At 29.0% G+C, this 20,090-nt stretch carries 16 protein-coding genes and 2 pseudogenes; 15 read left to right on the forward strand and 3 right to left on the reverse strand.

The genetic code is table 11. The annotated features are described in order from the left end of the window. Positions 1–329: 329 nt before the first annotated feature. From IC173_RS04160 to IC173_RS04170, 3 genes are all read left to right on the forward strand, one after another. A complete protein-coding gene (locus tag IC173_RS04160) occupies positions 330–1,379 on the forward strand; it encodes a putative 2-aminoethylphosphonate ABC transporter substrate-binding protein (protein ID WP_227433970.1) in 1,050 nt (349 codons plus the stop codon). Between the two features lie 104 nt (positions 1,380–1,483). Then, the gene (locus IC173_RS04165; protein ID WP_227433971.1) at positions 1,484–2,473 is read left to right on the forward strand and encodes an ABC transporter ATP-binding protein; all 990 of its coding nucleotides are present in this window, start codon (positions 1,484–1,486) and stop codon (positions 2,471–2,473) included. 4 nt (positions 2,474–2,477) lie between these two features. Beyond that, entirely contained in the window at positions 2,478–4,196 is a 1,719-nt protein-coding gene (locus IC173_RS04170; protein WP_227855198.1) for a putative 2-aminoethylphosphonate ABC transporter permease subunit, read from the forward strand. A 96-nt stretch (positions 4,197–4,292) separates the two neighbouring features. Here the strand turns inward: IC173_RS04170 and IC173_RS04175 are convergent, their stop codons facing one another. Together IC173_RS04175 and IC173_RS04180 are read right to left on the reverse strand one after the other, a co-directional pair. Further along, positions 4,293–5,444 (reverse strand): GGDEF domain-containing protein, encoded by a 1,152-nt coding sequence (locus IC173_RS04175; RefSeq protein ID WP_227482035.1) that lies wholly within the window; start codon positions 5,442–5,444, stop codon positions 4,293–4,295. 219 nt (positions 5,445–5,663) lie between these two features. Continuing rightward, a complete protein-coding gene (locus IC173_RS04180; RefSeq protein WP_227855199.1) occupies positions 5,664–7,427 on the reverse strand; it encodes a bifunctional homocysteine S-methyltransferase/methylenetetrahydrofolate reductase in 1,764 nt (587 codons plus the stop codon). 596 nt (positions 7,428–8,023) lie between these two features. On the opposite strand from IC173_RS04180, the pseudogene IC173_RS04185 reads away from it, so the two are divergent. The 7 genes and pseudogenes from IC173_RS04185 to IC173_RS04215 all read left to right on the forward strand — a co-directional run bounded on the left by IC173_RS04185 (position 8,024) and on the right by IC173_RS04215 (position 13,953). After that, positions 8,024–9,385: pseudogene (locus IC173_RS04185) on the forward strand (MATE family efflux transporter). A 94-nt stretch (positions 9,386–9,479) separates the two neighbouring features. Continuing rightward, a complete protein-coding gene (locus IC173_RS04190; protein WP_227433976.1) occupies positions 9,480–10,184 on the forward strand; it encodes a GntR family transcriptional regulator in 705 nt (234 codons plus the stop codon). A 203-nt stretch (positions 10,185–10,387) separates the two neighbouring features. Further along, entirely contained in the window at positions 10,388–10,699 is a 312-nt protein-coding gene (locus tag IC173_RS04195) for a PTS sugar transporter subunit IIB (protein WP_227433977.1), read from the forward strand. 21 nt (positions 10,700–10,720) lie between these two features. Further along, positions 10,721–11,485 carry a hypothetical protein gene (locus IC173_RS04200; RefSeq protein ID WP_227855200.1) on the forward strand — a complete coding sequence of 255 codons (765 nt, stop codon included), beginning with the start codon at positions 10,721–10,723 and terminating at the stop codon, positions 11,483–11,485. A 74-nt stretch (positions 11,486–11,559) separates the two neighbouring features. After that, positions 11,560–12,870, forward strand: a pseudogene (locus IC173_RS04205) (6-phospho-beta-glucosidase). Positions 12,871–12,892: 22 nt separating this feature from the next. Next, on the forward strand, positions 12,893–13,624 hold the full coding sequence (gene chbG / locus IC173_RS04210) for a chitin disaccharide deacetylase (RefSeq protein WP_227482039.1): 732 nt from the start codon (positions 12,893–12,895) through the stop codon (positions 13,622–13,624). Positions 13,625–13,635: 11 nt separating this feature from the next. Continuing rightward, complete coding sequence (locus tag IC173_RS04215; protein ID WP_227433981.1) at positions 13,636–13,953, forward strand: PTS lactose/cellobiose transporter subunit IIA; 318 nt, start codon at positions 13,636–13,638, stop codon at positions 13,951–13,953. Positions 13,954–14,075: 122 nt separating this feature from the next. Here IC173_RS04215 and IC173_RS04220 read toward each other — a convergent pair whose 3' ends face one another. Further along, positions 14,076–14,540, reverse strand: a complete 465-nt coding sequence (locus IC173_RS04220; RefSeq protein WP_227433982.1) for a hypothetical protein — start codon at positions 14,538–14,540, stop codon at positions 14,076–14,078. Positions 14,541–14,820: 280 nt separating this feature from the next. Here IC173_RS04220 and IC173_RS04225 point away from each other — a divergent pair, with 280 nt between their 5' ends. From IC173_RS04225 to IC173_RS04245, 5 genes are all read left to right on the forward strand, one after another. Further along, positions 14,821–15,759: an ABC transporter substrate-binding protein gene (locus tag IC173_RS04225; protein ID WP_227433983.1), complete on the forward strand. Its 939-nt coding sequence runs from the start codon at positions 14,821–14,823 to the stop codon at positions 15,757–15,759. Between the two features lie 129 nt (positions 15,760–15,888). After that, entirely contained in the window at positions 15,889–16,902 is a 1,014-nt protein-coding gene (locus IC173_RS04230; RefSeq protein ID WP_227433984.1) for a FecCD family ABC transporter permease, read from the forward strand. A gap of 5 nt (positions 16,903–16,907) precedes the next feature. Further along, complete coding sequence (locus IC173_RS04235) at positions 16,908–17,930, forward strand: FecCD family ABC transporter permease (RefSeq protein WP_227433985.1); 1,023 nt, start codon at positions 16,908–16,910, stop codon at positions 17,928–17,930. 14 nt (positions 17,931–17,944) lie between these two features. Next, the gene (locus IC173_RS04240; protein ID WP_227855201.1) at positions 17,945–18,727 is read left to right on the forward strand and encodes an ABC transporter ATP-binding protein; all 783 of its coding nucleotides are present in this window, start codon (positions 17,945–17,947) and stop codon (positions 18,725–18,727) included. A gap of 11 nt (positions 18,728–18,738) precedes the next feature. Further along, positions 18,739–20,079 carry an MATE family efflux transporter gene (locus IC173_RS04245; protein ID WP_227855202.1) on the forward strand — a complete coding sequence of 447 codons (1,341 nt, stop codon included), beginning with the start codon at positions 18,739–18,741 and terminating at the stop codon, positions 20,077–20,079. Positions 20,080–20,090 lie beyond the last annotated feature (11 nt).

Consider the following 20,090-nt stretch of genomic DNA (forward strand, 5'->3'; position numbering starts at 1 on the left):
AATTAATTACCTATTAATCTCTCAATATTCATTTCAATACTCCAGATGTAAAAGTTATGTATATTCTACCTTGTATATAAAAAAGCTCAAATAAAATCATACTCATATGGGTAAAAGGGTGTTTTTTATAAGAATTTTTATGAAGATATAATGGTCTATATGCCTAGAACTTTGTAAAAAAATAATAAATTTAACAAAAATTTCTAAAAATTAACGAACTGTTAATTTACACTTAACTTCGTATTAACAAATTAGGTGTATTATATAAACATAAGCAAAAACAATAAAAAACAATTAAAAAAAGACAAAAACACAAAAAGGGGGAAGATATGAAAGAATTTATATTTACTTGTCTGTGTATTGTAGTAATTGCATTTATGACAAGTTGCATATCAACAACACCACAAACTACTCAAGGAAAAGGAAATAATAAACTTACAATATATGCAGCATTAGAAGAAGAGCAAATAGCTTACTATATGGAAGGATTTAGAGAAGAGTATCCTAATATTGATGTAGAAATAGTTATGGATTCTCATGGTGTAATAGCTTCAAAATTATTAGCAGAAAAGGATAATCCACAAGCAGATGTTATATGGGGATTATCAGCAATGAATATGATAGAACTAAAAGAAGATGGGGCACTTGAAGCATATAAGCCTAAAAATTATGACAAGGTAGATAAGAGATTTAAGGATACTGGAAAAGATGTATCATGGGTAGGTATGAGTGTACCAGAGACAGCAATAGTAGTTAATTACAAAGAACTTGAAAAATTAGGCCTAGATGTTCCAAAAGGATATAATGATTTAATAAAACCAGAGTACAAAGGTCTTATAACAATGCCAAATCCAGCATCATCTGGTACAGGTTATCTTACAGTATCAGGACTTATTCAAATGATGGGTGAAAAAGAAGCTTATAATTACATGGATAAACTACATAAGAATATAGCTACATATACACATTCAGGTTCGAAACCTGCAAAACTAGCTGGTTCAGGAGAATACCCAATAGGCATTACACTTGGATATAGAGCTACACAGCAATTGTCTAGTGGAGAACCTATAGAAGTAGTATTTCCAAAAGAAGGTTCAGGTTGGGATTTAGAAGCAAATGCTTTGGTTAAGAAAGATAATATAAAAAAAGAAGCAAAATTGTTTTTAGATTGGGCAATAAGTGATTCAGCTATGGACAGATATGCACATGAAGTAGCAGTGACTTCTATAAAGACAGATAATCCTGTACCAAAAGGTTACTCTAAACGTCCATTAGAACAGCTGATTAAAGAAGTTGATTTAAACTCTGCATCAAAAAATAGAAGTGCAGTGTTAAAAACTTGGGAATCAAAGTATGGTTCAAAATCTGAAAGTAAGTAAAAGTTAAATGGATTTTTTAATAGAAATAGAGAAAAGAAATTTATAAGAAAAATTAAAATATAAAATTAGAAAAACAAATATAATTGTATAAGGGGAGATTAGATATGAGTTACTTAAAAATAAATAATGTGTTCAAGAGTTATGACCAAAAAAGAGTGTTAAACAATATTAGTTTAGATATTGAAGAAGGTGAGTTTCTATGTTTACTTGGACCTAGTGGATGTGGAAAAACTACATTACTTAGAATAATAGCAGGGCTTGAAGATGTAAATAGTGGAGCTATAATTCTTCAAGATAAAGATATAACAGAGTTAGAGCCATCAAAGAGAGGTTTTGGGATAGTATTTCAATCATATGCATTATTTCCAAATATGACAGCATATAATAATATAGCTTTTCCGCTTAAAGAAAGAAAGGTACCAAAAGAAAAGATAGATAAGAAGGTTAGAGAAGTGCTTGAAACAGTTGGATTGAGTAATGAAGCTCATAAGTATCCTAAAGCATTGTCAGGAGGTCAACAGCAGAGAATTGCAATAGCAAGAGCATTAGCACTTGAGCCAAAGTTTTTACTTTTAGATGAGCCAATGTCTGCACTTGATGCAAAAGTTAGACACAAACTTAGAATGGATATTAAAAAACTACAGAAAGAATTAAATATAACAACAATAATGGTAACACATGACCAGGAAGAAGCTATAACTATGGCAGACAAAATTGCAATCTTAAATGGTGGTGACATAATGCAAATAGGGACTCCAGAAGAAATATATCAAAATCCTCAAAACCTATTTACAGCTCAATTTATAGGAGATACAAACTGTTTTGATAGAGGAGATTCTATATTAACTGTAAGACCAGAATATGTTCAAATAGAAAAGTCAACAAAAGAAAATTGTCATGGAACAATATCTAATATAGAATTTAGAGGGAATCTATTGAGAGTGGAAATAAAAGATAAATTAAATGAAAATTTTATAATAAGTGATGTTTCTATAAAAGAATGGGTTAATTTAAATTTAGTAGAGGGTGACTTTGTAAGTGTAAGTATAGATGAAAAATACTATTTAAAGTATCCAAAAGTTAAAGGAGCATAAATATATGAATAATAATGCTATAAGTTCTAAAAGTTTAAATATTAAATCTAAAATAAATTTAGATATAAAAAAATGTATGCTTACAGTATTAGTTATGTCTTTGGTAATATTTTTATTGGCGCCCATAATCTATCTGTTTGTACAAGCATTTTTAGATAAAGATGGAGTTTTTGTTGGATTACAAAATTTTAAAGAGTATTTAGCTTCTGAAGCACTGTTAAATTCTCTGAAAAATACAATATTTGTATCTGTTATATCAACTGTAATATCTTTAACTCTCGCACTAGTGTATGCATATGCACTAACAAGAACAAAGATTAAGTTTAAAGGACTTCTTAAATCTATAGCGATGTTTCCTATGTTTGCCCCTACAATGATGCATGCTATAGGTTTGGTATATTTATTTGGAAATCAAGGGGTAGTGACTAATTTACTTGGAATAAATATTCCGATATATGGTTCAATTGGAATAGTATTAGCACAAATTATATATGTATTTCCTCAATCATTTCAGATACTTTATATATCACTAAATTCAACTGATTATAGATTATATGAAGCTAGCAATGCTATGGGAATAAGCAAGATAAGAGAGTTTTTAAGTATAACGATACCTAGCATTAAGTACTCTTTAATAAGTTCAGCATTTGTATCATTCACATTGTGCTTTACAGACTTTGGGGCTCCAAAAGTTATTGGAGGAGATTTCAATGTATTATCAATAGATGTATACAAGCAAATTATAGGGCAGCAAAATATGCCTATGGGAGCAACTGTATCAATATTACTTTTGATACCTGCAATAATATCTTTTATAGTAACTAAAAAAATCGAAAAAAATCAAAATTCATATATAAATTCAAAATCAATCCCATATAAGGTTAAATTTAATAAGTTAAGAGACAGTATATTTGGAGTCATTGTAGGAATTATTGCATTTGGAATAATAGCTGTAATGTTGACTGTAATCTTATCTTCACTAATATCTGTTTGGCCATATGATTTAAGACTCACACTTGAACACTTTTCTATGAAAAGTAGTATTGATGGAATTAAGCCATTTATAAATTCAATAGAAATGTCATTCCTGACAGCTATTCTTGGGACAAGTTTTGTTTTCTTATTTGCATATCTAAACGAAAAAACAGAAAAAGCTCCATATTTAAAATCATTTGGATATTTTTTAAGTACATTGCCTATGGCATTACCAGGGTTAGTGTTAGGTATAGCTTATGTACTATTCTTTAATAAATTAGAGTTTAATCTAATGGATACAATATACATTAAGAACTTGTTTAATGGATTGTATGGAACATTATTTATTATGGTTATATGCAATGTGGTACATTTTTTCTCAGTAGCTTTTATAACTGCAACTACAGCTATTAAGAAAGTGGACAAAGAATTAGACATGGTGGCAAAATCAATGGGAATAAATAGTGCATCAATTCTTAAGAATGTAACAATACCACTTTGTTTGCCAGCAGTTTTAGAAAACTTTATGTATTTTTTCTTAAATTCTATGGTAACAATATCAGCACTAGTATTTATATATACAGCAAGTTCAAAGGTAGCAGCTATATCAATTGTACAGTTAGATGATAAGGGAAGTACAGCACAAGCAGCAGCACTAGCTGTATTGATATTAATTACAAATGTACTAGTTAAGGTAATACATGAATTTATAAAAAATCGTTTGGAAAAAAGAGCAAATTTTAACTAAAGAAGTTATTGTATAAAAATACACATATTAAAGAAGTCTATTCTTATAATTTATTGTTTATAGAATAGACTTTTTTATATAAATTTAAAATAAATATTAATCGTTTTTATTAATTTTTCTTTTGTTACAATACATTTCAGAATCTGCACGATGGTATGTATCAAATAAAGAGTTGTCTAAGTTTTCATCGAAAACTGCATATCCAATAGACATGGATAAATTTAATTCATTAGTAGCGTTTTCTTCAATTATTTTTAAATTAATCTTATTGACAATACTATCTATTTCTTCATGATAAGAATCTTTTAAAATAATTATATACTCATCTCCACCAACACGATAAACTATATGTTTTTTATTTATTACATCTTGTATAATTTTACTTGCATTTTTAATGTATAAATCTCCTGTTTGATGGCCAAATTTATCATTGATTTTTTTAAGACCATCTAAATCTATTGACATTATAGAAATTGGTTGTTTAAGATTTGAATTGTTTAAGTTATTCATATCTATTTCAAAAGCGTTTCTATTTTTTAATCCTGTTAGATAATCAGTATTGGCAAAATCAGTATATGTAGGATTAGATATACGTTTAAACAGGATTACTGCTACTAATGCTGATATTAAACAGGTTAATAAAGCTATAAAAGGAGTAACTATACTTATAAATCTAAAAGTATTGTATTGATGTTTTGCTTCAAATTCAATTCCCATTACTCCAACGACTTTACCAACATCATTATGGATGGGAAAGTACGATATAAATATATGTCCCCAAGATGTTTTTTTTATTTTTTTAGGTAGCAATATATTATTATCTAGTGCTTTGTTAAGGTCACCCCAAATCTCTTTTTCTATCAAATCACCAGCATTTCTAAAATCGCTTCTAGATGAATCTAAACCATCAACAACATATACTAATGAGCCATCTTTTGTTTTTTTTGCAGTGTATAAGTACATAACTCCAGTAGTATTCTTTACAGATTCCAATAGCACTTTAGCACTTTTATAAGACTCTTTTGAGTGGTCTTTTTCAGAATTAATTTCAATAAAGGTATCTTTATCAAGATTTTTTTCTACATACTTATATATATGTCTTGACCTCTCACTTAAAGTATAAATCATATCATTATAAGTGAGTGCATAATTAAAAAAATAAACACATGAAGAAGAAATTATTACAATAATTGCAGTAAGTATTGAAACTTGCATATCAACTCTATTGAATTTTTTATTTATTTCCATATCCCAAATTTTTTGTAAAAAAATATTTCACAAAATCTCCCCATAATTAATGTATATCTATAAATATTACCATAATATACATCTATATTATCAAAATCATCTAAAAATTACAATCTATAATTTAGCTTAAAAGATTCAAATACAAGGCTTTTTAAAATTACACTATACTTTAATAAATAAACATTATAATATCTTAATAGTATTTATATTATAATTATTTTATTTATTAATACCTGCTAATATATCACATACTATGTCAATTCTTTTAAATGGTGTAATAATATAATAACCATCTACATAAGGTTCAATTTCTTTTGCTATTTGAGTTGATATATTGATAGCAAGTTTAGTAGATTGTTCTTTTGAAGCATCTTTGTACATGTCTATAATGTCTTGTGAAACAGTAATTCCTGAAATTTCATTATTCATAAAACAAGCATTTTTGTAACTTACTACAGGTATAATTCCACCTAGTATCTTTGCAGGAAGTATTTCCTTAGCTTTTTTTAAGTTTAATAAAGCTTGCTCTGTTAAAACTGGTTGAGTTAAAAACATAGTAACCCCATTTTCTATTTTAATCTTAGCGTGCTTAAGTTGAGAATCAAAGTTTGTTGCATTTATATTTAAAGCTCCAAATATATTAAATGGAGTATTAAATGTATCTTTATTTAAAGTTTTTATGTAATTTGCTAGTATAGAAGAGTTAAAACTGAACATGGCCTTTATTTCATCTCTTTCAGCAGAAGGTATAGGGTCTCCAGTTACTACTAACACGTTGTTTATGTTTTCAATATTTAATCCTAAAAGAAGAGCTTTTGTAGCATTAATATTTCTATCTCTACATGTCATATGTGGAATAGGAGTGATGTCTAACTTTCTCTTTATTTTACAAGCTAATAAACTACTATCAACTCTTGCTCTTGCTATAGGGCAGTCAGCAATTGTTATTGCATCAACTCCGTAGTTTTTTAGTTTTTCAGCACTATTCATAAAAAATTCAATATCTGTATCAATAGGAGGGTCTAATTCAACTGCTATAATTTTTTTACCTCCATCAATCTTTTCTAAGAGCTCGTTTTTTGCTACAGATTTAATTTTTTCTTTTGGAGAAATATCATTTTTTATGGTAACATTGCCCTTGTATAAAGAATTTATTATTTCAACAGTTTTTTTGATAAATTCAGGTGTTGTACCACAGCATCCACCTAGTATCTGAACTCCTTGATTTAATATTTCTAGCATCTGTTCTGAAAAATAGTCTGAGTTATCTTCAAAAAATGTACGATTATTGATAATAGTTGGATAGCCTGCATTAGGCATAATAGAAACTATATTGTCATTAATATCAAGTGTCTTTATAAAATGTAATAAATGGTGTGGGCCAGAGATACAATTAAATCCTAATGCATCAATATTTTTGTCCTTGGAAATAGATTTAAAGATGTTAGTTCCACTTTTTCCAAGTCTAGTAAAGCCCTCTGGATTAACTGCAAATTCTGTTAAGATAAATGCATTTGGTTGTTTTTCTTTTATATAACTTGAGATTTCTGGTAAATATTCATCACTACTAAATGTTTCAAATAGAAAATTAGTTGCTCCAATTTCTAAAAATACATCTACTATTTTCTTATAGTCAGGTAACAAATTTCTATCATTTAGAGCAGGTATTGGACCAATATCAGCAAATATAAATACATCTGTATTTCTTGTTGCCTCTAATGCAATTTCATACCCACTTTTTATAATATCTTTGACAGTTTTAAAATCACACTCTAGAAGTGTTTCATTTGCTGCAAAAGTATTTGTCTTAATAGCCATACATCCAGCTTTTATATATTCCTCGTGGATAGACAATATTGTAGATGCATCATTTATATTGGCTATTTCACAATTGAAAGGACTATTTTTTAGTTTGGAATAGTATGTACCCATTGCACCATCAAAAACTAAAACAGAGTCTTTGATATATTCATTTATGTTCATTGCTTCACCTCATACGAATTTAAAATATTTTAAGTATTAGTATATCAACCCCAAAAAAACTTGTCAATCTTTGGAAAATATAGTGGAATATATTGGCCTATATAACAAGTTTGTTGGTGATTTTGATATATTTACTTAATGGTATTAAAATAAGAACCATAGTGGTGAGATAGTGATATAATTATATCTATTGCTGAAAATCAATGATAAACATTACCATATTTTATTATAGTTAACACAATTTGAAACTACATAGACAGGTAATATATATTAAATAATCTAAAAATGCTATATTATAAGTAAATTCTTGTAAATGGGGTATATTGTACAGAGTAGAATTTGTATTAATGACTGGGAAGAATAATATAGATATTCAAGGTGTTAAATGTACTGTTATAGAGAAATAATATATGGTAGATTAGAAAAGTAGAAGCTAAAAATCATTTTAAATTAGTAACTTTATTTCAACTTATTGAGTTTAAATATAATAAATTTATTTATGATGGTAAATTTACTTAAATAAACATAGTAGTTGATTTAAGTGTACAATTAAAGGGCTTTTTAATTTTATAATTATAATATAAAAGAGGTGGAAAATGAAAAATAGACTTGATTTAACAGAAGGAAGGATTACTGAAAAGTTACTTAAACTATCACTCCCAATAATGGGGACTTCATTTATACAAATGGGATATAACATGATAGACATGATATGGGTTGGTAAAGCTGGAAGTAAAGCAGTAGCTGCAGTTGGGACAGCGGGATTTTTTCCATGGCTTGCAATGGCATTTATTATGATTTCAAAAGTAGGTGGTGAAGTAAAGGTAGCACAAAGTATAGGAGAAAATAATATAAGCACTACTAAATCATATATAAAATAAGCAGTAGAAATAAACCTTATGTTGGCAATAATATATACTATGGTTTTGATAGTACTCAATAAACAACTAATAGGTTTTTTCAGATTGGGAGATTTAGAAGTTATATCTATGTCCAGACAATATTTAATAATAGTAGCTTTAGGTATGGTATTTTATTTTATCAATCCAGTATTTACTGCAATTTTCAATGGACTTGGGAATAGTAGAACACCTTTTTGCATCAATACAATAGGGCTAATAACTAATATTATACTTGACCCTGTTCTAATTTTTGGATGGGGACCTGCTCCAAAACTTGGAGTTGCAGGAGCTGCTATTGCTACTGTATTTGCACAAATAGTAGTTACTACATGTTTTCTATATATAATACTTAAGAGTAAAGAGGAGTATTTTAAGATAAAAATCTTCAGAAAAATAGAACTTAAATACTATAAAGTGTTATATAAGTTAGGTTTTCCTGTAGCTATACAAAGTGGAATGTTTACAATATTTTCAATGTTGCTTGGTGTAATAGTGGCTTCATGGGGGCCTGTTGCAGTTGCAGTGCAAAAAGTAGGGTCACAAATAGAAGCAATATCATGGATGACTGCTGAAGGATTAGCTGTTGCATTAGGAAGCTTTGTTGGACAAAATTATGGAGCCAAAAAGTATTCTAGAATAAATAAAGGATGTAAAATAGCTATAATTGTATCTTCTATACTTGGAATAATGACAACCTTAGTATTGATATTTGCAGGTGGAAGTATTTTTTCTGTTTTTATAGATGAAAGTGAAGCAATAGAAAAAGGAGCTATGTATCTTAAAATATTAGGATACTCTCAGTTTTTTATGTGTCTAGAAATAATAACAACAGGAGCTTTTAAAGGATTAGGTAGAACCTATATACCTTCTATAATAGTTACTGTATTGACTGGTGCAAGAGTACCATTAGCTTACTTTATATCTAGACCAGAAATATTAGGATTAAATGGTGTTTGGTGGAGTATAACAATATCAAGTATATTAAAGGGAATATTAATGATAAGTTTATTTATATATCTGCTTAAACTTGGGAAATTATATAAGGTGTCTAAATAAAATTTAATTTATATTAAATGTATAGACATTTTGTTTGTTTGTATATAAAATTAACTTATCATATAAAAGTTCGAATTGATTAGGAGTGAATTAAATGAAAGAACCAATTTATAAAGTTATAGAAAATCATGTAAGAGAATTAATAAATTCAGATAGTTTGAAAGAAGGGGATTTAATCCCATCTGAAAAGCAATTAAGTGAAGAATTTAATGTGACTAGAATGACTGTAAGGTCAGCATTAAATAATTTAGTTAAGGAAGGTTATATAACTAGGCAAAGAGGTGTAGGAAGTATAGTACTCGCAAATAAAATATACGATAATATATCTTCTGTAAGTGGATTTACTAAGGAGATGGAAAGTAAAGGCTATAAAGTATCTAATATATTGGTATCTCTTGAAATAGTTCAAGCAGATGAAGAATTATCAAGTAAATTGAATATTAGCTTAGGAGAAAATGTATGGGAGATAAAAAGAGTAAGATTGGCAGATGAAACGAGGGTTTCATATATGATTACATATATGCCAGTTAAGTTATTTCCAAATTTAAATAAAATTCATTGTGAAAATTCACTTTATAATTTTGTGGAAGAAGTATGTGGATATAAAATAGCTATGTCAGAGAGAGAAGTACAAGCTGTAATATCAAATGAGGAATGTATGACTAATTTAGAAATTGAAGAACCAGAAGCACTTTTATATATAAATCAAGTTTGTAAGTTGCAAAATAGTGAGGTTTTTGAATACTCACACACATATCATCATGGATATACTTTAACTTTAAGTGCTGTTGTCGAATAAAAATTAAGAAAAAATGAAAAAGTTTTCTTGAAATGTATATACATTTGATATATAATAATATCAAGAAATAAATGTATATACATTTAAAAATAAAATATATACATTAAAATAAAAATTAATAAATAAGGACACTTTAAATGTATAGTTTAAAGATATTGTGACTTAAAAAGATACTTAATAAATTCTAATTTGGAGGTAAGAAAATGATAAAAATAATGTTAGCTTGTTCAGCAGGAATGTCAACTAGTTTATTGGTTACAAAAATGGAGAATGCCGCGAAGGAAAACGGTATAGAAGCAAAAATATGGGCTATATCAGAAGTGAACTTAAAAAATGAAATAGAAAATTGTGATGTCTTACTTTTAGGACCTCAAGTTAGATATGTATTAGGAAAAGCAACTGAAATGGCAAAACCATATAATATTCCAGTAGAAGTTATAAATATGATGGATTATGGAAGATGTAATGGGAAAGCTGTCCTAGATAGAGCAGTGGAGTTAAATAATTCAAAATAAAGTTGTACTGGAGGATGTAAAATGGAAAAATTCATGTCATTTATGGATAAATATATAGTGCCTGTAGCTGCAAAGGTAGGAGCTCAAAGGCACTTAGTAGCAGTAAGGGATGCATTTATAGCAATGATACCTATAACTATGGTAGGTGCATTGGGAACATTGATAAACAACTTGCCATTAGAAGCATATAAAAATCTGATGGCAAGTATATTTGGAGAAAATTGGACTATGTTTGGAGGAGACCTTTGGTGGGGAGCTATAGGTACGATGGCAGTATTTTTAGTAATAGGTGTTGCCTATTTCCTAGCAAAGTCTTATGAAAGTGATGGATTACAAGCTGGGCTTATAGCACTATCTATCTTTTTTATAATGGCTCCACAAATTGGTAAGATAGTTCCAGAAGGTGGTACTAGCGCAGTTGAAGGATGGGGAATGATACAACAGACTTACTTAGGAACAGCAGCAATATTTAACATAGGAGAACCATTAATATTTGGGCTTCCAATAGTTTTAAATCCTATTTTTATGATTCCATTTGTACTTGCACCAGTAGTATGTAGTGCTGTATCATATTTAGCAATAGATTTTGGATTAGTAGCACCAGTAATTTTACCTAAAATACCTTGGGTAACACCTCCTATATTAGGTGGGGCAATGGCTACAGGTGATTGGACTGGAGGAGCTTTAGCACTATTTAATTTAATATTGTCAATATTAATATATATTCCGTTTGTTATAGCATCTGAAAAAATGGAAGCTAAAAAATTAACAAAAATTGACAACTAGGTAATTTTATTCGGCAATAAATAGATAAAGTTTTATAATATATACTAAATTATAAGTAAGGATGGTATAATGAGATGAAAAATGGGCTAAAAATAGTTACAATTGGAGGAGGTTCAAGTTATACTCCTGAACTTGTAGAAGGTTTTATAAATAGATATAAGGAGCTACCTGTAAAGGAGTTATGGCTTGTAGATATAGAAGATGGAAAAGAAAAACTAGAGATAGTAGGAAATCTAGCTAAAAGAATGGTAAAAAAAGCTGGAATAGATATGAAAATAAATCTTACTTTAGATAGAAGAGAAGCTTTAAAAGACGCAGATTTTGTAACAACACAACTCAGAGTAGGTCTTTTAGATGCAAGAATTAAAGATGAAACTATTCCTTTATCTCATGGAGTTATGGGACAGGAAACTAATGGTGCAGGTGGGTTGTTTAAAGCTCTTCGTACAATACCAGTTATATTTGATATAATAAAAGATGTGGAAGAATTATGTCCAAATGCATGGATGGTGAACTTTACAAATCCAACAGGAATAATAACAGAAGCTGTATTCAAATACACTAACTTTAAAAAATATATAGGTCTATGCAATGTACCAATTCATTTAAAAAATGATGTAGCTAAACTATTCAATGTAGAAAGTGATAGAATAAGTATGGATTTTGCAGGTCTTAATCATATGGTTTATGGTCTTAATGTAGCTTTAGACGGAGAAGATGTTACAAAAGAAGCAATAGATAAATTTGTTAAAGCAGATATAAGTATGCAAAATATAAAGGCAATTGATTTTAATGCTGATTTTATAAAATCTTTAGGTGCTATACCTTGCCCATATCATAGATATTATTATAAAACTAAAGAAATGCTTGAAGATGAGTTAATAGAGTTTAAAGAGGGAAAAGCTAGAGGTTAAGTGGTTAAAGAATTAGAAGAACAATTATTTGAACTATATAAAGATGAAAAGCTAGATATAAAACCACCTCAACTTGAAAAAAGAGGAGGAGCTTATTATAGTGATGCTGCTTGTAATCTAATAAGTTCTATCTACAATGATAAAAAAGACATCCAAGTAGTTAATACATTAAATAATGGGGCTATAAGAGACTTTAAAGATGAGCAGGCGGTAGAAGTAAGTAGTGTAATAACAAAAAATGGACCAAGACCATTAAGTATAGGCTATTTACCAGATTCTGTACATGGGTTAGTAAGTCAAATTAAGTCATTTGAAGTTTTAGCAGCCAAAGCAGCTGTATATGGAGATTATGAATCTGCTTTATTGGCACTTTGTATAAATCCATTGATTCCATCGGATGATTTGGCAAAAACTATATTAGATGAAATGTTAGAAGCTCATAAAGATTATCTTCCTAGATTTAATAGATAGTTTATAGAAAGTAGGTTATGGTATGACTAAAATTATAATAAATGCAGATGACTTTGGATATTGCGAAGCTGTGAATTATGGTATAATATCAGCTCATAATAATGGAATAGTTAAGTCCACATCTATGATGGCAAATATGCCTGGTGTAGAACATGGAGTAAAGCTACTTAAAGAAAATAGAGATTTAAATTGTGGAGTTCATATGACTTTAAGTTGTGGTAGACCATTATTGTCTAACTTAAAAACTATTGTTGATAAAGAAGGTTTTTTTATTAGAAGAATTACAGACGAAATTATTAAAAAAATGGATTATGATGAGATTTATGAAGAACTTTGTGCTCAAATAGAGAGAGTAAAAGGACTTGGAATAGACATATCTCATTTAGATAGTCATCATCATATTCATACTTTAGTAAATTTAAAACCAGTAATAGAGAAAATTGTAAATAAGTATAATCTTCCAATAAGAGGAGGTTTTGAATACGATTTAGAGTATTCAAAAATAGTTCCATTAATAGATAGCTTTTATAAAGAAAATGTGAGTGAAGAGTATTTTACAAAAAATATAGAAGAAATAATGAAGTATGATGTAGTGGATATTATGTCTCACCCAGCTTTTTTAGACGATTATATTTTAAATTCTACATCTTATGCAATTGATAGAACAAAAGAGCATAAAATACTTACATCTAAAAAAGTCAAAGAGTTTTTGAGAGAAAATGGATTAGTCATATCAAGCTATAGAGATATTTAGGAGGTATACAGATGGATGAGAAGATGATAGAAATATCTTTTGGAATAATTGGATTTGCAGGCGATGCAAAAGGTCTAGCTTTTGAAGCTATAAAAGAAGCAAAGAACGGAAATATAGATGAAGCTAGAGAGTGTATTGAAAAGTCAAAAGAGTCAATTCATAAAGCACATAAGTTCCAAACAGAGTTAATACAAAATGAAGCTAGTGGTAATAAAACGGAAATGAGTGTTATATTAGTTCATGCACAAGACCATTTAATGACATCTATGAACTTTCAACAACTAGCAGAAGAATTTGTAGATTTGTATGAAAGATTGGAAAGCAAGTAGTCTAATTTAACTATTATGAAAGAGTGTTTTTAATAATTTCTATAATTATTAAAAACACTCTTTTTTATTAAAATATGTTAAAAAGTTATAACTTAGCAATTTATTATTCTTTTATTAATGTTCTAAAATTTAGATTTCTCGTAATTGTAAGGTATACTAGTACCTACAACTACATCTTCAATTTTTTCAATAATAAGCCAATCATCCATATTTCCTTGATGGTCGAAATCAAGAGGTGTTATTTCTTGAACATTTTCAAATTCAGCTAAGCATAAGCATTTTTTATGCCAACGAACTTTTTGCTTATCAGATAAATTTAGTTTTGGTTGATTTTCATCTAGAACTTTGCAAATTTCGTCTTCTGTTAATTTAATATAGTTGTCTACTTTTTTAACAGTAGCTTTTGCAGAAATTCTTGAAGTTCCTTTTTCCATAAAATAAAGTAACTCTCCTTGAAATACTCTGCTATGTGGTATTTTTCTACCAGCAGCACCTCTAATTACCATTGTCTTCGTTCCAGCTAAAATTTTATCTAATACCTTTTCTCCTTTTTTACCTGCATTATCACAATATACTAAATGTACCACGCTTTAAATCCTCCTTACTAAATTACTATTCTGTATCTTGCATTTTATCATTGTTTAACTGAAAAGTCATTCTATTTATTATATTTACATAAAGAACAGATATAAAATTTATTGTTCAATGAAAGAAAACCTTATCTATAGTATATTTAATTAAGATTAATTAGGAATTTTTATCCTTTTGCAAAATAATATTGACTAAAACTAGAAAAATGCTATAATAAATATGTGCTTATGATAATCAATATCATATAAGTATAATAAACAAGTAGGAGAAATAATCATGAAAAAAATAAAATCATTAGCAATATTTATATCTATTATAACTACGTTAGTACTTGTTACGGCATGTTCAGATAGTAACACAGATAATAAAGAAAAATCAGATACAAGAGTTGTACAATCTGTTAAGGGAGAGGTGAAGATACCATCAAATCCTAAAAAAATAGTTGATATATCAGGAAGTAGTGAGGAATTGTTAATAGCTGGTCATAAACCTATTGCAACGGCAAATGTAGACTCATATGAAACTGATAAATTGCCAAGTTACATAAGAGAAGAACTTAAAGATGTAAAGATAGTAGGTCACTCTATGATGGATACTATGGATATGGAAGCTATATTAGAAGCAAATCCAGATTTAATAATAATGAGTCAAAGACAAGAAAAAATCTATGACCAATTAAAAGAAATAGCTCCTGTAGTCATGATGAAAGATTATGCAAATGACTGGAGAAGTAAGTTAACTGATGTTTCAAAAATATTTGATAAAGAAGACGAAGCTAAGGATTGGTTACAAAAGTATGATGAAAAAGCTACAAAACTAGGTAAAGAAGTTGTAGAAAAAAATGGAGAAAAAACTTATTTACCAGTATTAGCAAGTTCGGGACAATTTATGGTGTTTAGTGATGGAGGAATTGGAACTTTAATTAATGATGATATGAAATTAGCTAGACCTAAAAATATGCCAAAGCAAGATGGAATAACATTGCCAATGGTAAGTATGGAGGGTCTTACAGATATAGATGCAGACCATATAATTGTGATAGCTACAGAATCAGATAAAAAAGATTTAGAAAATAGTGCTATATGGGCTCAAATGAGAGCAGTAAAAGATGGAAACGTAACAATACTTGATGCAGCTCCATTTTTCAGCCAATCATATAATCCAATTGGAAAAGAGTTGTTATTAGAATCAGTTAAAAATGAATTAACAAAGTAATTCTTAACTTATTAGGTGTGAGATAATGATGTTCATTTTTCACACCTATTTTTAATAAGTTTAAAATCATAAAATACTTAATAAATATATTACTGCACTAGAATTAAAAGGGAAAAGGAGGTAGGATAATTGACTACACTTAGTAAAAAAAATCTGACTTATTCGTTGATATTAATAAGTATAGTTGCACTTGTATTTGGAATTGTATTATCCATAACTATTGGGGCTAAAGATATGAATCTATCGACTGTTATAAGTAGTTTAATAAATATGGAAGATGGAATAAATATGAGAATAGTGAAGGATGTTAGACTTCCAAGGGCAATAGCAGCAGCACTTGTTGGAGGATTTTTAGCAGTTTCAGGTGCTATAATGCAAGGAATAACAAGAAATCCTATAGCTGAACCTTCTGTTATAGGAATTACACAGGGAGCTACATTTGCTATTGCAATATCATTAGTACTTCAACAAAAATTTCCTAAACTTATACATGGGAACTTTAGTGTAATGATATTTGCATTTATTGGAGCAAGTATAAGTGGTTTATTTATATATTTTGTAAGTTCAAAATCAAGAGGAAGAGTTAATAATGTAAAATTAGCTCTTGCAGGGGTAGCTCTTGGTACATTGTTAATTTCTTTGGCCTCTGCAATATCTATGTACTTTAATCTATCTCAGCAATTAAGTTTTTGGATATCAGGAGGACTTGTAGGCGTAACGTGGGAAGGTATAAAGCTATTATTTATAGTTGGAGGTATTGGATTTATCCTATCTATGATTATGGCCCCAAGAATAACTATCCTAAGTCTTGGAGAAGAAGTGGCAATAGGGTTAGGGCAAAAAACTGACATTGTTAGATTTATATGTATAGTATTAGTAATATTAATGACTGGAGCATCTGTTTCAGTATCAGGTAATATTATTTTTATAGGTCTTATAGTTCCTCAGATAGCTAAAGGAATAGTAGGCTCAGATTATAAGTATATAATACCAAGTTCTTTGGTTCTAGGAGCTGTGCTACTTGTATATACGGATATATTAAGTAGAATGATAAATCCTCCATATGAGACTCCAGTGGGCTCTATAACAGCTCTTATAGGAGTTCCAATATTTATATATCTTGTTAGAAAGGGGAATAAATAGGTGCTATGAAAAATATTATAAAAACAAATTCTAAAACTTTACTTGTTATTTCAATTTTAATGGTACTTATTTTTATTGCTTTTCTAGTTAGTTTAAATTTAGGTTCATTTTCTATAGAACCAATGGATGTCATAAAGACTTTTATAGGACAAGGTCAACGTAATCATGAAATTGCAATATTTAAACTGAGATTGCCAAGGATAATAATAGCTTTATTGGTTGGTTCAGCATTATCAACAGCAGGTGTAATACTTCAAGGAGTTACAAAGAATGATTTGGCTGACTCTGGAATTTTGGGTATAAATTCAGGAGCAGCATTATTTGTAGTAGTTTATATATATCTTATGAATGGTAATGTTTATGAAGGTATGAGTAATCTCACTGTATTTACAATGCCAGTTGTTGCACTTGTAGGAGCTTTGTTTGGAGCATTTTTGATATATTCTCTTGCATGGAAAGGTGGAATAAATTCATCAAGGTTACTACTGATTGGTATAGGTGTAAATATAGCTTTTACTTCAATTTTGACGATATTTCAATTGAAATTTACAACACAAGAATTTAATAGAGTTATGGTATGGACATCAGGTAGCATTTGGGGAACTAGTTGGAAATATGTAATAGCTGTACTCCCATTTATAGTGATTTTTATGGGAATAACTATATATAAGGCTAAGTATATTGATGTCTTGAACTTAGGTGATGAAGTGTCTACAAGTCTTGGTGTAGATGTGGAGAAGCAAAGAAGAAGACTCATAATATATGCAGTAATTTTATCTGGTGTATCAACATCAGTAGCAGGTAGTATTTCGTTTTTAGGTTTAATAGCACCACACATAGGAAGAAAGATAATAGGTCCGAGACATAAAAGACTAATACCAGTATCAGCACTGATAGGTACATTATTACTTTTGGTGGCAGATACTATATCTAGAAATCTTCTTGCTCCTATAGAAATACCAGTAGGTATAGTTGTATCCATAATAGGAGTACCATACTTTATTTATTTAATGTTGTCAAATGATTAGGAAAGGGTGTTACTATGAATTGTATAAATACTAAAAATCTAAATGTATCATATGGAAATACAGATATTATAAAAGATTTAAATTTAAATATACCAAAAGGAAAAATAACTACTATAATAGGGGCTAATGGTTGTGGAAAGTCTACAATACTTAAAACAATAGGGAGAATTATTAGCCCTATAAATGGAAGTATATATATAAATGGAGAAGATATATATAAGAAAAAATCTAAGGAGATAGCGAAAAGTATGGCTGTACTTCCACAAAGCCCTCAAGCTCCTAGCGGGCTTACTGTTTCAGAGCTAATTTCATATGGAAGATTCCCTCATAAAAGTGGATTTGGAAATTCTAGTAGAGAAGACAGAGATATTGTAAATTGGAGCTTAGAAGTTACTGGAATTTCAGAATTTAAGGATAGAAATATGGAAGATTTGTCAGGCGGACAAAGACAAAGAGCATGGATAGCTATGGCTTTGGCACAAGAGACTGATATACTTTTGTTAGATGAGCCTACAACATATTTAGATTTAGCTCATCAATTAGAAATACTAAAATTATTAGAGGAATTAAACAAAAAACAAGGAAGAACTATTGTCATGGTAATACATGAACTTAATAACGCAGCACGATTTGCTGACCACATGATAGGTATTAAGAAAGGTAAGATAGTTTGTCAAGGCAATGCATACGATGTTATGACAAAAGACAATCTGAAGGAGTTGTTTAATATCGATGCAGAAATAGCTACAGACCCAAGGACAAATAAACCAATTTGTATAACTTATGACATGGTATAAATGGTGACAACATGGAAAATCAAGAAGCATTAAGACATGAAAAAATATGGATTTTATTATTTAGATACTCAATACCTGCAATAATAGCTATGATGGTAACATCGCTTTACAATGTAGTAGATAGAGCCTTTATTGGTTCTATGGAAGGAGTTGGGTCTATAGCTATTACAGGACTTGGTGTAACTATGCCAGTGTTTACACTGATAATAGCTTTTGGAATGTTAGTATCAGTAGGTGCTAGTACAAGCTTGTCTATAAAGCTAGGAGAAAGAAATAAAAAAGAAGCAGAAAAAATATTGGGTAATGCCCTTACACTATCTATAATTATTTCTATAATTATAACTGTATTAGGATTAGTTTTTTTAGAAGACATACTTTTTCTTTTGGGAGCAAGCAAAGATTCAATATCTTATGCAAAAGACTATATGAGTGTTATATTGGTTGGAACTCCATTTAATCTAATTGCATTTTCTTTAAATAATGCAATTAGAGCAGAGGGAAATCCTAAGTTAGCAGCTAGAACAATGATAGTAGGTTGTATACTAAATTTGATATTAGACCCAATATTCATATTTGTGTTTAACTTAGGTATAAAAGGAGCAGCTATAGCAACTGTACTCTGCCAAGTAGTGGTGTTTACTTGGGTAGCACATTATTTTATAAGAGGAAAATCTAATTTAAAATTAAAAAAATACAATTTAAAATTAGATACAAATATAATAAAAAAAATATTTGCAATAGGTATGACACCATTTGCAATGGAAGTAGCTATAAGTATAACTCATGTATTTACTAATAACTCTCTAAAGGCTTATGGTGGAGATTTAGCTATTGGAGCTATGACAGCTCTTACATCTATTTTATTGATGTTTATGATGCCAGTATTTGGTCTAAATCAAGGTATGCAAACTATAATATCATATAATTATGGAGCAAAGCAATTTGAACGTGCAAAGAAAACCTTAATATTGTCTATCATAGTATCTATAGTTATATTATCTTTTGGATTTTTAGTAGTGCAGGTATACCCTGAAGTATTTGTTGGCATATTCAATAAAGATTCAAATCTAATGGAAATAGCTGTAAGAGGTATAAATATAAATTTAATCACCTTACCTATAATGGGGATTTCTATTGTTGGGCCTGTGTATTTTCAATGTGTGAGTAAAGTTAAACATTCTATGTTTTTGACTCTTTTGAGACAGTTTATCTTATTTATACCATTAATTATTGTACTTCCAATTCGATTTAATTTAGATGGAGTTTGGTTAGCACAGCCAATTGCAGATTTTATTGCTATGATAATTGTATTATTGTTCTTAAGACGAGAATTTAAGATGAATCAAGCATAAAATGTTGAAAA

It is taken from the genome of Clostridioides sp. ES-S-0048-02 (genome assembly GCF_020658495.1).
Taxonomy (GTDB): domain Bacteria; phylum Bacillota; class Clostridia; order Peptostreptococcales; family Peptostreptococcaceae; genus Clostridioides.

Coding starts and splice junctions, on each gene's coding strand:
- IC173_RS04245 (WP_227855202.1), top strand. CDS start 18,739: ATGGAAAATCAAGAAGCATTAAGACATGAAAAAATATGGATTTTATTA.
- IC173_RS04200 (WP_227855200.1), top strand. CDS start 10,721: ATGGAAAAATTCATGTCATTTATGGATAAATATATAGTGCCTGTAGCT.
- IC173_RS04225 (WP_227433983.1), top strand. CDS start 14,821: ATGAAAAAAATAAAATCATTAGCAATATTTATATCTATTATAACTACG.
- IC173_RS04175 (WP_227482035.1), bottom strand. CDS start 5,444: ATGGAAATAAATAAAAAATTCAATAGAGTTGATATGCAAGTTTCAATA.
- IC173_RS04190 (WP_227433976.1), top strand. CDS start 9,480: ATGAAAGAACCAATTTATAAAGTTATAGAAAATCATGTAAGAGAATTA.
- IC173_RS04165 (WP_227433971.1), top strand. CDS start 1,484: ATGAGTTACTTAAAAATAAATAATGTGTTCAAGAGTTATGACCAAAAA.
- IC173_RS04215 (WP_227433981.1), top strand. CDS start 13,636: ATGGATGAGAAGATGATAGAAATATCTTTTGGAATAATTGGATTTGCA.
- IC173_RS04235 (WP_227433985.1), top strand. CDS start 16,908: ATGAAAAATATTATAAAAACAAATTCTAAAACTTTACTTGTTATTTCA.
- IC173_RS04170 (WP_227855198.1), top strand. CDS start 2,478: ATGAATAATAATGCTATAAGTTCTAAAAGTTTAAATATTAAATCTAAA.
- IC173_RS04180 (WP_227855199.1), bottom strand. CDS start 7,427: ATGAACATAAATGAATATATCAAAGACTCTGTTTTAGTTTTTGATGGT.
- IC173_RS04195 (WP_227433977.1), top strand. CDS start 10,388: ATGATAAAAATAATGTTAGCTTGTTCAGCAGGAATGTCAACTAGTTTA.
- IC173_RS04160 (WP_227433970.1), top strand. CDS start 330: ATGAAAGAATTTATATTTACTTGTCTGTGTATTGTAGTAATTGCATTT.
- chbG (WP_227482039.1), top strand. CDS start 12,893: ATGACTAAAATTATAATAAATGCAGATGACTTTGGATATTGCGAAGCT.
- IC173_RS04240 (WP_227855201.1), top strand. CDS start 17,945: ATGAATTGTATAAATACTAAAAATCTAAATGTATCATATGGAAATACA.